This is a genomic window from Herminiimonas sp. Marseille-P9896, assembly GCF_903993245.1.
Taxonomy (GTDB): Bacteria; Pseudomonadota; Gammaproteobacteria; order Burkholderiales; family Burkholderiaceae_D; genus Oxalicibacterium; species Oxalicibacterium contaminans.
Window position 1 is genome coordinate 71,241 of the sequence record NZ_CAJEVT010000003.1, and the last position, 15,993, is coordinate 87,233.

At 54.9% G+C, this 15,993-nt stretch carries 12 protein-coding genes and 1 other RNA gene; 11 read left to right on the plus strand and 2 right to left on the minus strand.

All coding sequences use genetic code 11. The features are described 5' to 3' along the window. Positions 1-2 precede the first annotated feature (2 nt). Positions 3-1,268, minus strand: coding sequence for a transcription termination factor Rho (rho, locus tag H7U06_RS10750; RefSeq protein ID WP_124574812.1), 1,266 nt, complete (start codon positions 1,266-1,268; stop codon positions 3-5). Between the two features lie 108 nt (positions 1,269-1,376). Beyond that, entirely contained in the window at positions 1,377-1,703 is a 327-nt protein-coding gene (trxA, locus tag H7U06_RS10755; RefSeq protein WP_012078487.1) for a thioredoxin TrxA, read from the minus strand. Positions 1,704-1,989: 286 nt separating this feature from the next. On the opposite strand from trxA, the gene H7U06_RS10760 reads away from it, so the two are divergent. The 11 genes from H7U06_RS10760 to epsG all read left to right on the plus strand — a co-directional run bounded on the left by H7U06_RS10760 (position 1,990) and on the right by epsG (position 15,984). Continuing rightward, positions 1,990-4,677, plus strand: coding sequence for a PD-(D/E)XK nuclease family protein (locus tag H7U06_RS10760; RefSeq protein WP_175626178.1), 2,688 nt, complete (start codon positions 1,990-1,992; stop codon positions 4,675-4,677). Next, positions 4,677-7,982, plus strand: coding sequence for an exodeoxyribonuclease V subunit beta (locus H7U06_RS10765; protein WP_254873219.1), 3,306 nt, complete (start codon positions 4,677-4,679; stop codon positions 7,980-7,982). Before H7U06_RS10760 ends, H7U06_RS10765 begins: the two co-directional genes overlap by 1 nt. Before the next feature lie 157 nt (positions 7,983-8,139). After that, positions 8,140-8,355: a DUF904 domain-containing protein gene (locus tag H7U06_RS10770; RefSeq protein ID WP_175626179.1), complete on the plus strand. Its 216-nt coding sequence runs from the start codon at positions 8,140-8,142 to the stop codon at positions 8,353-8,355. Beyond that, positions 8,352-8,663: a cell division protein ZapA gene (locus tag H7U06_RS10775; RefSeq protein ID WP_175626180.1), complete on the plus strand. Its 312-nt coding sequence runs from the start codon at positions 8,352-8,354 to the stop codon at positions 8,661-8,663. The genes H7U06_RS10770 and H7U06_RS10775 overlap by 4 nt, the downstream gene beginning before the upstream one ends. Positions 8,664-8,700: 37 nt before the next feature. Next, positions 8,701-8,879: non-coding RNA, 6S RNA (ssrS, locus tag H7U06_RS10780), on the plus strand. A gap of 153 nt (positions 8,880-9,032) precedes the next feature. Continuing rightward, entirely contained in the window at positions 9,033-9,491 is a 459-nt protein-coding gene (locus tag H7U06_RS10785; protein ID WP_175626181.1) for an EVE domain-containing protein, read from the plus strand. Positions 9,492-10,172: 681 nt separating this feature from the next. Then, positions 10,173-11,402 carry an XrtB/PEP-CTERM-associated polysaccharide biosynthesis outer membrane protein EpsL gene (gene epsL, locus H7U06_RS10790; protein ID WP_254873220.1) on the plus strand — a complete coding sequence of 410 codons (1,230 nt, stop codon included), beginning with the start codon at positions 10,173-10,175 and terminating at the stop codon, positions 11,400-11,402. Further along, positions 11,392-12,795 (plus strand): undecaprenyl-phosphate glucose phosphotransferase, encoded by a 1,404-nt coding sequence (locus H7U06_RS10795; protein ID WP_175626182.1) that lies wholly within the window; start codon positions 11,392-11,394, stop codon positions 12,793-12,795. Before epsL ends, H7U06_RS10795 begins: the two co-directional genes overlap by 11 nt. Positions 12,796-12,831: 36 nt before the next feature. Further along, a complete protein-coding gene (gene epsE / locus H7U06_RS10800) occupies positions 12,832-13,620 on the plus strand; it encodes a polysaccharide export protein EpsE (RefSeq protein WP_175626183.1) in 789 nt (262 codons plus the stop codon). A 13-nt stretch (positions 13,621-13,633) separates the two neighbouring features. Then, the gene (gene epsF / locus H7U06_RS10805) at positions 13,634-15,037 is read left to right on the plus strand and encodes a chain length determinant protein EpsF (RefSeq protein WP_175626184.1); all 1,404 of its coding nucleotides are present in this window, start codon (positions 13,634-13,636) and stop codon (positions 15,035-15,037) included. 44 nt (positions 15,038-15,081) lie between these two features. Continuing rightward, entirely contained in the window at positions 15,082-15,984 is a 903-nt protein-coding gene (gene epsG / locus H7U06_RS10810; protein ID WP_175626185.1) for a chain length determinant protein tyrosine kinase EpsG, read from the plus strand. Positions 15,985-15,993: the final 9 nt, after the last annotated feature.

Consider the following 15,993-nt stretch of genomic DNA (forward strand, 5'->3'; position numbering starts at 1 on the left):
GATCAGGAATTTCCGCGACGCATCATGTCGAAGAATTCGGCGTTGTTTTTGGTCGCCTTCATCTTGTCGAGGATGAACTCCATCGCTTCGATCTCGTCCATGCCGTACAACAGTTTGCGCAGGACCCAGATCTTTTGCAGTTGATCCGGTTTGATCAGCAATTCTTCGCGGCGGGTGCCGGATTTGTTCAGGTTGATGGCAGGGTAGACGCGCTTCTCGGCCAGACGGCGTTCGAGATGGACCTCCATGTTACCGGTACCTTTGAATTCTTCGTAGATCACGTCATCCATACGGCTGCCGGTTTCGATCAGTGCGGTCGCGATGATGGTCAGCGAGCCGCCTTCTTCGACGTTACGTGCAGCACCGAAGAAGCGTTTAGGACGTTGCAGTGCATTCGCATCAACACCACCGGTCAGTACCTTGCCGGAAGCAGGGATCACGGTGTTGTAGGCGCGTGCCAGACGAGTGATGGAGTCGAGCAGAATCACCACGTCTTTTTTCATTTCGACCAGGCGCTTGGCTTTTTCCAAAACCATTTCGGCGACTTGCACGTGACGTGTTGCTGGTTCATCGAAGGTCGATGCCACGACTTCGCCGCGCACCGAACGCTGCATCTCGGTCACTTCTTCCGGACGTTCGTCGATCAGCAAGACGATCATGACCGCTTCAGGGTGATTGGTGGTGATCGCGTGTGCGATGTGTTGCAGCATCACGGATTTACCGGATTTAGGCGATGCAACCAGCAAGCCGCGTTGGCCTTTACCGATAGGGGCGATCAGATCGATGATGCGGCCGGTGATGTTTTCTTCGCCGCGCATATCGCGTTCAAGCAGCAATGGCTTGTTCGGGTGCAGCGGCGTCAGGTTTTCAAACAGAATGCGGTGTTTCGAAGCTTCCGGCGATTCGCCGTTGACCTTGTCTACCTTGACCAGTGCAAAGTAGCGTTCACCGTCTTTCGGTGTGCGCACTTCACCCTCGATCGAATCGCCGGTGTGCAGATTGAAGCGGCGGATTTGCGAAGGTGAAATGTAAATGTCGTCTGTGGACGCCATGTAGCTGGCGTCGGGCGAGCGCAGGAAGCCAAAGCCGTCAGGCAATACTTCGAGGGCGCCATCGCCAAAAATTTGTTCTCCTGATTTCGCGCGTTTCTTGAGAATCGCGAACATCAGTTCTTGTTTGCGCAAGCGCGCAGCGTTGTCTATGTCCAGGCTAATTGCCATTTCTAGCAGTGCGGAGACGTGTAACGCCTTTAATTCAGATAAATGCATATGTTTGAGTTTCCCAGGATGGGAGATAAAAAGGTGGGGGAGGGAACGACGCGGTGAAGTTGGTAATCATGCAGCGATGCGGGCGCATCGCTGCCATTTTTAATTATTTCAGATGTTGCTATCGATGAATGCGGTCAATTGGCCTTTTGCCAGTGCGCCGACTTTTTGCGCAGCTGGTGCACCGTTCTTGAACAAGATCAGTGTAGGAATGCCGCGGATACCGAATTTGGCCGGAATCGCCTGATTGGCGTCAACGTCCATTTTCGTGATCTGGATTTTGCCTGCATACTCTTTGGCAACGTCTTCCAGGATAGGTGCAATCATTTTGCACGGACCGCACCACTCTGCCCAGAAGTCGACCAGAACAGGTTTGTCGGATTTCAATACGTCTGTATCAAAAGATGCATCGGTAATATGTTTGATGTTTTCGCTCATGTTTGCCTCAGTCTGAGGGGAAAAGGATAAATCTGCGCCTGGGCATCACCTACTAATTGGTATTTGCCTGCAGCGTCTCCGCTTACTGAAACTCAGATGGAGACGTTGCGTTTGAATTCAAGTTTTGAAGGTGTAACCAGAGGTGATCAGGCGGGGTCTGGGCAAATCATAACCTATTTTATAAAAAGTGGGGCATTGCTCGAAAAATTTCACTCGTGTCGCATAAAATGCAAAACCGGATAGTCTGTAGCTACTAATTCCATTGATTTCTTCAACTGAGCCCTTGATGCCGCCTCGCACTGTATTAATTCCACCTTCCGCCGCCTTTTGGGACGATGCCGCACGTGCATTGTTACAAAGCGATGCGTTGACAGGTGCGCCGCAGTCGGCGGTGCGGGATTTATCCTCATTGCGGGTAGTGGTATCGACTTTCGCGCATATACAACTATTAAAGAATGCATTGGGGCGGCAGCTGGGCGCGGCTTTCATCCCGCCGACGATTACTTCGCTGGGTGAATATATAAGGCTGTTACCACCGCAAACCGTTGCCAGTGCCACCGCACCTAGCGAACGACTGATGTCGCTGTATGCGGACCTGCGCCAGCATGCGTGGTTAAAGAAGCTCTTCAGCGCACGCCGCAATACCGATTTGTTACCGCTGGCAGAAATCCTGCTGGCACTATCAGATGAATTGACGCTAGCCATGCTGCCGGAGTTGCAGGTGTCGACCGATGTGGCCGATGCGCGCTGGCAGGCGGCGCTGGAGCAATTGTCACCAGTGGCGCGCAATTTGTTATCAGATGAAACGCAGCTGGTCTGGACCATCTGGAAAACCCAGCTGGATGCCAGCGATGCGATCGTGCATCGCTACGCGCAAATGATGCGTATCGCCGAACAGGCGCAATTGCCATTGTTCTGGATCAGCCCGGTAGAAGCCGATGCGCTGGAACAGGCTTTCCTCGATGCTTATCAGCGCAACCGACCTGTGGTTGCGATCACACTGGACTGGCATGCGCAACATATTAATAGTACTTATGCCGCCGCCTGGCCCGAGTTGCTGGCTGATGAAGACACACACGCTATCAGCGAATTGCCATTGGCAACACCTGCGGATTTGTCTTTGTATGCTGCGCATAACCTGGAAGCAGAAGCTAAAGCTGGTGCGCAAACCATACTCGACTGGCTGCAGCAGGGTAAAACGAATCTCGCCATCGTCGCGCAGGATCGCGTAGTTGCACGTCGCATCCGTGCGTTGCTGGAACGCGCGCAAGTCATCGTCGCGGATGAGACCGGCTGGAAGTTATCGACTACGCGTGCTGCTGCCGCGCTCGCATCATGGCTGGAGCTGGTGGCGGCGCGTGCTGAAACCATCGCCTTGCTCGACTTCCTGAAGTCGCCGTTTGTTTTTGCCAACACGGACAATAAAGCCGACCTGGTGATGGCGAGTGAACTCGCTTTGCGTCGCTCCAATGTACTGGGTGGCTGGGATGCGGTCGGTGACGCACTGACCGCGATTCCTGCGGCGCAGAATATGGTGAAGCTGCTGGCACAACAGGCGACCGGTTTCAGCAAGGGCAAAACCTTGTGCGACTGGATCATCGCCAGCCAGCAAACGCTGGATGCGTTGGGCATGCGCGCAGCCTTGCAGGCGGATGGTGCCGGTGCACAAGTGCTGCAGCTATTGCAGGATATAGAGCAGGACTGCACGGCAGTCGGACACGTTTTTTCATTTGCCGAATGGCGCGCTTTCCTCAATCTGCAACTGGAAGCAACTGCCTATGTGCAATTGAACCGCGACCGCCGCGTCGTGATGTTGCCTTTGAATGGCGCGCGTTTGCGCAGCTTCGATGCTGTCTTGCTGGTCGGTGCGGATGCCGAACACTTGCCGTCGCAACCGAGCGAGACTTTATTCTTCGCGAATGTGGTGCGACGTGAATTGGGCTTGGCAACACGTGAAAGCAGACAGCGCCAGCAGTTGCGTGATGTGACCGAATTGTTGTCGTCGAATCAGTTGGTAGTGATGTCATGGCAGGCGCATAAAAATGGCGAACCGAATCCTGTCAGTCCATGGATAGAGCGTTTGCAACTGAGCCTGGCGCGTGCCGGTTTGCCGGGAGTCGCGATGCATCAGGTCGAGATAAGCCCGCGCAGCCTGACACCTGCACCACTCAGCATGCCAGCTCCACATGCTGCCGTGTTGCGCCCGCAGAAACTTTCTGCCAGCGGCTACAACAGCCTGGTTGCTTGTCCTTATCAATTCTTTGCCACACGCATGCTGGGTTTGTCCGGGCTCGATGAGTTATCGGATATGCCGGAGAAGCGCGATTACGGCGACTGGCTGCATCAAATCCTGGCGATCTTCCATACCCGTTTGCACGAAGTGGCGCAGTCCGGGCGTGCAGCTTTACTGCAAGAGATCACCGACCAGGTATTCAACCTGGCGCTGGATAAAAGTGCGGCCGCTCTCGGTTATTACGCACGCTGGCAAAAAGCGATGCCCGCTTATCTGGACTGGTTAAGCGAGCGTGAAGCGCAAGGCTGGCATTTTGTGCTGGGTGAAGAGAAGTTTGAAAAAGTGCTGCGTTGGGATGATGGCGAAATCATCCTGCACGGTCGCGTCGACCGCATGGATGAGAATGAAGCAGGCGAACGTGCAGTGCTGGATTACAAGAGTACCAACCAGACTGCACTGCGGGAAAAACTCAAGCATGGCGAAGACCATCAATTGCCGTTCTACGGTTTGCTATCGGATGTGCCGCTGACGAATGCGCTGTATATCCCGCTGGAAGCCAGCAAGGACAAGATCAAGGAAGTGGAATCACCCGACTATGACAACTGGCAGCAGACCTTGAGTACGCAGATCGTCAACAGCATGCGTGCGATTGCGCATGATGCACCTTTGCCTGCGACCGGCCCGGAATCGGTATGCCAGTACTGCGATGTGCGCGGACTCTGCCGCAAGGGAGCGTGGTAATGCGCGGGCCCGATGAGATGACACAGGATACAGCGATGTCGGAGCAGCGCATGGTGCCGCGTGCTTATGAAATCAATGGCGAGCAGGCGGATGCGGCGCACTTCGTCGCACGTGCCTGTGATCCTGCACGTTCAGTGGTGGTGGAAGCCTGTGCCGGGAGCGGCAAGACCTGGTTGTTGGTAGCGCGGGTACTGCGGTTGTTACTGGCTGGTACCGAGCCCGCTGCCATTCTCGCGATTACTTTTACGCGTAAGGCGGCGCAAGAGATGCGCGAACGCCTGATGCAGTTGCTGCACGAGCTGACGCTGAAACCGGATGCGGAAGTACTGGCCTTGCTGCGCGAACGCGGCATCCCTGAACATGCGCTGGCCGAGACTTTGCCGCAGGCGCGTGCATTGTATGAAAAGGTTTTGCGCAGTCCGCAAGCCTTGTCGATAGACACCTTCCATAGCTGGTTCGCACGCCTGATCCAGATCGCACCTTTGGCTTCTGGTGTGCCGCATGGCTATAGCCTGACAGAAGCGACTGGCGAATTGTTATCGGATGCTTACAGTCGCTTCATGCAGGAAGTGAATGAAAAGGACCAGCAACACGTCAAGGACGCACTGATAGACCTGTATGGTCAGGTCGGTGACTTCAGCACGCGTAACTTATTGAATTCCTTTATTGCCAAGCGCGCCGAGTGGTGGGCTTCGGTGCAGGGCGGTGAACCGCTGCAGTGGCTGGAAGAACTTTGCGGTGCAGATGGCGTGAGCGATGCACGCCTGTCCTTGTGGTCGGATGAAAAGCTGCTGGGACGTATCAATCAGATAGCCTGGTTGCTGGGGCAGGGCACAGCTGTTAACCAGGAAAGAGCGACGGCGATAGAGAAAGCCGTCAGCGCCGGTGCTGCACTGGAAAACTTTGAAGCACTGACGAATGAGTTTTTTGATGCCGGCGGCAAGTTCCGTAAAAACCGCTCTACCAAAAACCTGACCAAAGCCTTGCTCGATAACCTGGGTGAAGACGGCGTCTATGCATTTGAAGTTGAGTTTGAAAGCACAGGCGAAGCGCTGAAGAAGATCCTGCGCCGTAGCATGGAGCCCAAAGTCATCGCGCTGAATCGTTCCTTGTTTATTGTGGGTGCTGCCTATCTGGAGATCTATCAGGCAGTCAAAGCTGAGCAACGGGTATTCGATTTCGCCGATCTGGAATGGCAAGCTTATCGCCTGTTAACGAATGAAGAACACGCGGCTTATTTGCAGAGTCGCCTTGATGCACGTTACAAACATGTGTTGCTGGATGAATTCCAGGATACCAATCCGCTGCAGTGGAGCATAGTCCAGGCCTGGCTGAATGCGTATGGCGACGATAGCGACAAGCCCAGCATGTTTGTGGTCGGTGATCCCAAGCAATCGATTTATCGCTTCCGTCGTGCCGAGCCGCGCGTGTTTTCTGCTGCACGCACCGTGCTGGTGGCGCAAGGTGCAGACTTCCTGCGTACCAATCAAACGCGACGTAATGCACGCGGCATCGTTGAAGTGTTGAACGACAGCTTCCGCGGCAATCCTATTTATACGCCACAGACTACCCTGTCGGCCAACGAAGGCGCAGTGTGGCAGTTACCGCTGGTGCAGCAGGAAAAGACTACGAAGACGAGCTGGACACCAGCCGATATGCGCGATCCGTTGACCGAGCCGCGCGAGGAAGAGGAAGATGCGCGCCGTCTGGAAGAAGGGCGTGCGGTAGCGCAAGCCATCCTGCGGGCACGTACCTTAAACAAAGGAGCGCAGTGGTCGGATGTAATGTTGCTGGTAAAGAAGCGTACCCATCTGGGTGCTTACGAGCGTGCGTTGCGTGAAGCCCGTATCCCGTTTGCATCAGACCGGCGCGGTGGTTTGCTGGAATCGCTGGAAGTGGCCGACTTGATCGCCTTGCTGACTTTCCTGATTACGCCACATGACAATCTCGCGCTGGCGCATGTACTCAAGTCGCCCATCATGGGTGCAACCGATAACGACCTGATCGCACTGGCCTTGCGCAGCGAGAAAACCTGGTGGAGCCGTTTGCATCAGGCCGAATTGAATACACCAGTGCTACAGCGCGCAGTACAGCTATTGGAAAAATGGCTGGAGCTGGCCGCGCGTTTGCCGGTGCATGATTTGCTTGATCGCATCCTGCATGAAGGTGATGTGGTCGCACGTTATGCGCTCTCGGCATCGCCGTTGGTGCGCGGGCAAGTGCTGGGTAATATCGAAGCTTTTACCGAGCTGGCGCTGAACCTGGATGCCGGACGTTATCCGAGCTTGCCTAAGTTCATCGATGCCTTGCGTCGCCTGCAAAAGTCTGCCGAAAGCGATGCGCCGGATGAAGCCGATATCGACGCTGCGCTGGATGCAGTACGCATCCTGACTATACACGGCGCGAAAGGGCTGGAAGCCGACATCGTGGTTTTGCTGGACGCCAACCACAGCGATCCGGCGCGTGATGATTACGGCGTGCTGTGCGAGTGGAAGCAGGAAGCAGATGCGCCAAATCACTTCTCGGTATTCGGGCGCCAGGCTGAACGTGGTGCGGCGCGTGATTATTTGTTCGCAGAAGAAGAACAGCTGAAAACCCAGGAAGACTGGAACCTCTTATATGTAGCGACCACGCGCGCCAAGAAGCTATTAATAGTCAGCGGTGTGGCAGATGCGCGCAGTGGCTCGGAGAGTGGTATGGCTGAGGGTTGCTGGTATGCGCGCTTCCAGGGCGCCCAGGAAGTCGAGCTGGAGCAGCAGGAGCAGGTGTCGGATGTCGCTTTGGAACAGGAATTCCAGTTGGCGATCTTCAGTCCACCTGCCATGCCCTTGCCACAGACCGAGCTGCCGGAAGCATTCAGTAGCGCCGAGATAGAAGAGGGCATAGCCCTGCATGCGCTGATGGAGCGCCTGACCCAGCACTGGCCGATACAGCGCTACGATGCAGCAGCTGTCGCGAAATGGCTGCCGTGCACACGCGAGATGGCGGAAGTAGTGCGGGTGCAGGCTGAGGCGATATTGGGGCAGCCTGAATTAAGTCGCTTCTTCGATCCGGCGCAGTATCGTTTTGCGCGCAATGAGATGGAAATTGTCAGCAATGCCGGAGTTGCGCGTTTTGACCGCGTGGTGATGTTTGACGATGAGTTGTGGATATTGGATTACAAACGCAATTTGTTCGATAGCGAGCGGGCGGCGTACACTGCGCAGCTGGCGCGTTATCGCATTGCAGCACAGGATGTCTTCCCCGGCCTGAACATCCGTACCGCACTGATCACGGTGGATGGCAAGCTGACTGAGGTAATATGACGCATGCCGTGCATGCATTGCGTGGCGTGTAATTTTGGCAAGCGAGCTAGTCCTATCGCTGACCGCTAATCGATAAATTTAAACCTTGCAGCGGAAAACCGACGGCCGATAGTGCTATCTATTGACGGTCATTCCTCTGCACTACTATAGTGGCGAGATGATTACAGACTTTCACAATCTTTCTGCAAAGATCAGCCAGCTGGCTGATTTGACCCAGTCGCTACGTAGCGAAAATGCGGATTTGCGCATCAAATCGGCGGCTCTGGCAGCCGAAAATGCCGAATTGACGCGCCGCATGCAGGAAGCGCACGAACGCGTTGCTGCACTGCTCGCAAAAATCCCGACACAAGAACAAGATGAGGAGACCGCATGATCCAGCTCGACGTATCCATCATGGGGCAGCCTTATAAGCTGGCTTGCAAGGAAGGCGAAGAAGGCGCGTTGCAGGAAGCGGTTGCGTATCTGGACGGCAAGATGTCGGCGATCCGCGATGCCGGCAAACTGAAGGGTAACGACCGTATCGCTGTCATGGCTGCACTCGGAATTGCTGCAGAGCTTTTGGCGACAAAATCGCCAAGTGGCCCTTTGTCCGAGATGTCGATGTCCGAGGTCAAGCAAAAAATCGCTGCAATGCACGAAACGCTGGATACAGCATTGGCGCCACAAGAAAATCTTTTCTAAGATTTCTTTTCCTTGTCCTGCGATTGGAGTAAACTAAGCGCTCCTGCCGTGTTCGCCATTGCCATAAAATCCTTGAACCATTTATGCGCAGCGGCTGCGGAATTTTGTTCGATGGGAGTGCGCGTCGCTAGTCCGATGAACCCGAAGTTGAACTAACTGTGGCCAACTTGAACCTCTTGGTTCAGGATGCCGGCAAAGCGGCACAGGCGGGACTTGAATACTGGAACGGTTGCATGCAAATGCAGCCGTTTTTTATTTCCGCCGTCGTTTTGAACAAGAGCGGGCATCTGCTGCAACATCACCGGACGATATGGTGGTCTCTTTGGTTTTATAATTCCCCGGTATATCCAACCTTTCAGGCAACAGCTTATGCGCTATTGGCTCATGAAATCCGAACCGAGCGAAGTCAGCATCGACGATGCATGGTCTGCTCCCAAACGTACCGTGGCCTGGACCGGCGTGCGTAACTACCAGGCGCGTAACTTCATGCGCGACACCATGCAGGTAGGTGACGGCGTCCTGTTCTACCACTCCAGTTGCGCCGAACCCGGCATCGTCGGCCTGGCCGAAGTCGCCAGCACCGCCTATCCCGACCATACCCAGTTTGAGCCGGACAGCCACTACTACGATCCGAAAGCGACGCAGGAAACGCCGCGCTGGATGATGGTCGACGTCCGTATCAAGAAAAAGACCCGCCTGCTGTCACTGGCCGAAATGCGCACTATGCCGGAATTGAGTGGCATGGTGCTCCTGCAGCGTGGCAGCCGCCTGTCGATTACACCTGTCACAGCGGATGAATGGAATTTCATCTGCAAACAATTGGCCTGATTCCGGGCAGTTAATTCTCTTCATCTTGTGCAGGCGGAATATTGCCTGCGCATCTTTGCCTCTTCATCCCCTGTTTTTTGCGTCGGGAAATTTTCTGCAATGGAAAATTATGTTGATGAAGTGCGCCTCTGTTACAAAAAATATTTAACATTTTTATGAATATTTAATGACAGCGAGCATGTAATTTTTTCGCATGTCCTTATACGGTAAAAAATTCAAATACGCTGATCTGCCTCTTTTTTGAGCAGTTAGGTGCGTTGACCACGCAAGATGTACAGGCATTGCGCGTAACTTTTACAAACTCATTCCTCTCGTCCTTACGCACGGACATCAAGCGTTTCCTTTCATTATTTTTTCTCAATTCAGGAGAGGAATATCTCGTATTTATCTGCGCGCATGGCGTGGAACTAAATCATGAGCCCCCTCTCTTAACCAGCTCTTTGTATAGACAAAATGACACGAATTTATTGCTGCAGAAAATTTTTGTTCGAGCGCAATTTGAAATAAAAAAGTTTCTCACTCGCGCTCTTATCTGTGTGCATGTTTGCTTCCTTCATCGGGGCCTTATTGAAGAATGGTGGAAAAAATGATGGTGTCGTTGATTTCATATACACACAGCATGCGTGACTTAAGTGTGACTGCAGTGATTCAGGTGTTGGTAACCCAGGCGCTGGCAGATTAATGATGAACATACTTGTGATGCATGAGCGCGCCGTTCTTGCGCGCCGCAAGGAAGTTGGCCTGAGATCGGCCTTGCTGCTGCTCGCCACGATGGCGAGTCTGCCGGTATTTGCTGCAGATCCGGTCAGTGGCGATACCTTTACCCCTTATGCCAGCTACGGTATTTACTACGATTCCAATCTGTTGCGGCAATCGGATATCGTGCGACAGAGTGGGGCGCAGCTATCAGATCGCTGGACGCGCGCTGCGGTAGGGATACGCATGGATAAGGATATAGGCCGACAGAAATTGACCGCCGATGCCTCTGTCTATCGCGCTGATTACGATCGCTTCAACCAATTTAATAACACGGGTAAAGACCTTATCGCCAACTGGAAATGGGCGTTGGGCAACCAGTTTTCCGGTAACGCTGGTGTTAACTATGCAGAAGGCCTGACTTCTTTTGATGACTTCCGTAGTCTGCAACGCAGCATACAAACGCAGACCAAGACCTACGTCGATGGTTCGTGGCGTTTCCATCCGAGCTGGGCACTGAACGCTGCTTATAGTCACTATGACTTGGGCTACGACCTGGAAATACAGAAGCCGTCCGAACGCACGCTGGACATCACTGATGTCGGCGTCGACTACCTGGCGCGCAGTGGCAATAAGGTTGGCATGGTTTTGCGTCACATCGAAGGTGACTACACCTATGCCGACATCAACTCCTATACGCAGAATGAAGTGAAGGCCAAGGTCGACTGGCAAGTCACCGGCAAGACTATGCTGCAATTCCTCGGCGGCTATTCCAAGCGTGAATATGCAATCAATCCACAGCGCGATTCGGGCGTACCGAGTGCACGCCTGACTGCTTACTGGAAGGCGACCAACAAGACCGCCGTTTCGCTCGCTGCGTGGCGTGAGCTGGGTGCGACCGACAATCTGGCCGCCAACTATGCGCGTAACCAGGGTGTGAGCCTGGCGTCGACCTGGGATGCGACCAGCAAAATCAGCGTTGATGGCCTGGTAATGACAGAGAAGCGCAGTTACAACGGCGTGTCAGTGGTACAGGGACTGGACCCGCTGAATCGTTCTGATGACTACCGCAACGCCTTGCTCGGCGTGACTTACAAGCCGACTTCGCATTGGCGCATACGCGCAGCGGTGTTCCGCACCACCCTGGATTCGAATATTCCATCGGCGTCCTACAGTACCGATGGTGCTCATATCAGTACACGCTATGAATTCTGACATCAGCCAAATCAAATATCCGGCGGATATACCCGCGCGGAATTTTTATCGCCGCCTGCTTGATCCGCTGATTGCGATCGGCTTGCTCTATCTGATGAGCGTGCTGATAGGTCAGGGTTTCAGTGCACAGCATGTAGTGCTGGCGATACTGACTTTCTTTATCAGCTCGACGGTATTCAGCTGGAGTGATCCGTGGCGGGATGCGGCTTCGAATAACTTCCTCAGCAAACTCAAAGCCATCCTGCTGACCTGGAGCCTGGTAAGCGTGCTCTTGCTGTTCTTCGGCTATGTGGCTGGTCTGTCGGTCTTGTTTGCGCAACAGGCTGTCGTGCTGTGGCTGCTGCTGACGCCGCCGGTTCTGTTGCTCGGCCAGATCGTTCTGCAGAAGGCCAGCTCCGGATTGCGTCGTACCGGCATACGTTCGGTGGTGCTGGTCGGCGTCAATGAGTTGAGCGTGAAGCTGGCCGAGCGTGTCGATGAAAATCCGGATCTGCGCATGGAAGTCAGCGGCTTCTTTGACGACCGCGATATCTCGCGTCAGCCGGAGGAGCAGCGCGTACCTTTGCTCGGCAGCATGTCAGATATCCCGGCTTACGTGCGGCAAAACAATATCAACACCATCTTCATCAGCCAGCCTATCTCGGCACAGCCGCGCATACGCAAGTTGCTGAATGAATTGCAGGACACTACGGCATCGATTTACTTCCTGCCGGACATCTATGTGTTTGACCTGATACAGGCGCGTTTCGATAGTGTGGCCGGTTTGCCGGTGGTCGCGATCTGCGAGTCGCCGTTCACAGGCATTAATAGCATGATCAAGCGCGGCAGCGACATCGTGCTGGCCTCGATCATCCAGCTCATGCTGCTGCCGGTGATGCTGGGCATCGCGATTGCGATCAAGGCCACCTCGCCAGGCCCTGTGATCTTCCGCCAGCGCCGTTACGGCCTCGATGGCGAAGAAATCATCGTCTACAAATTCCGCTCTATGACGGTGTGTGAAGACGGTGCTCGCGTAGTGCAGGCGACCAAGGACGATCAGCGCATCACGCGCATAGGTGCTTTCCTGCGCAAGACTTCACTGGATGAGTTGCCACAATTCTTCAATGTCCTGCAGGGCCGTATGAGCATAGTCGGACCCCGCCCACATGCAGTCGCGCACAACGAGCTGTATCGCAAGCAAATCAAGGGTTACATGCTGCGCCACAAAGTACGTCCCGGCATTACCGGCTGGGCGCAGGTGAATGGCTTGCGCGGTGAGACCGACACGCTGGACAAGATGGAAGCGCGCATCGCCTATGACCTCGACTACCTCAAGCGCTGGTCGCTGGCACTAGACCTATGGATCATCCTGCGCACCTTCAAGGTCGTGCTGATGCGTGACAACGCTTATTGATACCGACAACTGAATACGAAGCAAATGGAGTGAAGCATGAAAAAAATAAGACAAGCAATGTTAGCGATTCTGATGGTTACCGTAGGTAGCTGGGTGCAGGCGGCCGATGTGCCGCTGGGTGCCGGTGACGTGGTGAAGATCACGGTATTCGGTAACAGCGACCTGACAGTGGAGACACGTGTCAGCGAAGCGGGCAGCATTTCATTCCCGCTGGTCGGTGAAGTCAAAGTCGGCGGTCTCTCATCCAACCAAGCGGAAAAGAAAATCGCCGACCTGCTGGATAAAGGTGGTTTCATCCGCAACCCACAGGTCAACCTGATGGTGACCGAGATGCAGAGCCAGCAGGTATCGGTGCTGGGACAGGTCAACAAGCCCGGGCGTTACCCGGTTGATGGCAAGCGCAGCCTGACCGATGTGCTGGCGATGGCGGGCGGTGCGAATGAAGAAGCGGCCGATACCGTGATCCTCACGCATACCCGCGATGGCAAAACCAGCAAGGAAACCATAGACCTGCTGGAACTGGTGCGCTCCGGTGACCCGAGCAAGAACCGCGAGCTGGTGACCGGTGACCAGGTATTCGTCGAGCGTGCACCGCGTTTCTACATCTACGGCGAAGTACAGAAGCCAGGCTCTTACAAGCTGGAACGCAACATGATGGTGCTGCAAGCCTTGTCCACCGGCGGCGGCCTGAGCCCACGCGGTACCGAACGCGGCGTACGCATCAAGCGACGTGATGCGAATGGCGTGCTGCAAATCATGAGCGTCAAACATGACGATTTACTCAAGCCGGACGACATCGTCTATGTAAAAGAAAGCCTGTTCTGAGCGGGGGGCGACTATGACTATCAGCCAAATCCTGCGCACCCTGCGTGCGCGTTACAAAATTATCGTGTTGTTGCTGGCACTGACGCTGGCATCCGCCTTCGTGGTCAGCCTGGTGATGTCCAAGACCTACAAGGCAACGACCGCACTGGTGCTGAACAACAAAGGTGTTGATCCGGTTACCGGCCTGAATGTGCCAGCGCAACTAACGCCAGGCTATATGCCGACCCAGGTCGATATCGTCAACAGCAAAGTGGTCGCGATGAAGGTCATCGACGATCTGAAGCTGGCAGATAATCCTGCCGTCAAGGAACGCTATGCGCGCTTGGACCCGGGCCACGGCACGATACAGGACTGGCTGGCCGATGGCTTGCGCAGCAATCTGACGGTAGAGCCAGCACGTGAAAGCAGTGTGTTGAACATCAGCTTCAAAGGGGATGACGCTGATTACGTCGCCAAAGTGGCGAATGCCTTCGCTGCGGCTTACCAGCAAGTCAGTGTCGACCTGAAAGTCGCACCGGCACAAAAGGCCAGCGGCTACATCAATGAGCAAATCAAGGTTCTGCGTGATCGCTTTGAGGATGCGCAAAACCGCATGTCGGCCTACCAGCAAAAGAACAACATCTTCAGCAGCGACAACAAGCTGGACGTGGAAACCTCACGCCTGAATGAATTGTCGAGCCAGCTGGTGGTAGCGCAAGGGCAGGCGATGGATGCGACTTCGCGCCAGCAACAGGTCAAGCGCAATGCCGGGGATTCGCCGGATGTTTTGTCCAATCCTTTGATACAGACGCTGAAGTCGCGTCTGTCGGAGGCAGAAGCCAAGTTCGCAGATACCTCGAAAAAACTCAACATCAACCACCCGCAATACATCGCCGCCAAATCAGAAGTGGATCAGTTGCGTGCCAACCTGAACCAGCAGATAGGGCTGGCTTCCAGCGGTGTCGTGAACAACGCAAGAATCGCGCAGCAGCGTGAAGCGGAGATCCGCGCGGCGCTGGATGCTCAGAAGAAGAAAGTACTGGCACTGAACGGTGCTCGCGATGAACTGAGCGTGCTGGCGAATGAAATGGAAAACGCCAAGAAAGCGTACGAGACCGCATCGCAACGCCTGACCCAGACCAGCCTGGAAGGCCAGTCCACGCAATCTGATATCTCGGTACTGACCGCCGCAACGCCACCGCGCAGCCCGGCCAGTCCGCGTCTCATGCTCAACTTGCTGGTCGCACTGGTGGTGGGCCTGATGTTGGGTGTGGGTGCGGCGATCGCGATGGAATTGCTGGATCACCGTGTGCGTTCACCGGAAGACCTGACGCGCATCTTCGATTTGCCTTTGATAGGCGTGATCGAAAAAACGAAAAAGCTGGGCAAGAGAAATCCTCCTCGCCTGGGCCCTGCAGCACCGGCGCTGCCTGCCTGACGCCATAAGCGACAGCACAGCGCACATTTTAGATAGGAAACATCATGATCAGAAACGCAACGCAGATACAGGATGCCGCCACACTGCATTATCGCGAGACACGTCCTCTGAGCACTGCCAACCAGATGGGCAGCATCCTCATCAAGAGTGGCCGTCTCACTGCCGGTGATACCGAACTCATCCTGCGCGAGCAGCATAAATACCGGCAGCGCTTCGGTGAAACCGGCGTCGCACTGGGTTTGTTGACAGCCGCCGATATCGATTTCGCGCTGTCCAGCCAGTTTGCCTATCCCTACTTGCGCCGCGGTGAAAGCAGCGTCAGCGAAGAAGTCATCGCTGCCTATGACCCATTCAGCAAACAGGTCGAAGCCTTGCGTGCCTTGCGTAGCCAACTGGTGATGCGCTGGTTTGGTGCCGGTGCACAGCGCTCGGCATTGGCGATTACCAGCGCTGAGCGTGGTGATGGGCGCAGCTATATCGCGGCCAACCTGGCGGTATTGTTTTCACAGTTGGGGCAGCGCACCTTGCTGATCGATGCCGATATGCGCAGACCGCGCCAGCACAAATTATTCGGTATCGAAAATCGCAGCGGCTTGTCCGGCATCCTGTCCGGACGTAACGCCGCGACCGATGTGCAGCGCATAGAAGCGTTGATGGATTTGTCGGTCTTGCCTAGCGGTGTGTTGCCGCCGAATCCGCAGGAGTTGCTGGGGCGAGGTGCTTTCCCGCAAATGCTGCGCGACTTCAGCACCGAGTTCGATGTGATCCTGATCGATACCCCGCCGGATTATGACTATGCCGATGGCCAGACCGCGGCCGCCCGTGCCGGTGCGGCACTGGTGGTGGCGCGCAAGGACAACAGTCACGTCGGTGCGATCGGCAACCTGGTCGATTCGATGAAGCATAGCGGCGTGCTGGTGGTCGGCGCTGTCATGAATGAATATTAAATTTGAATG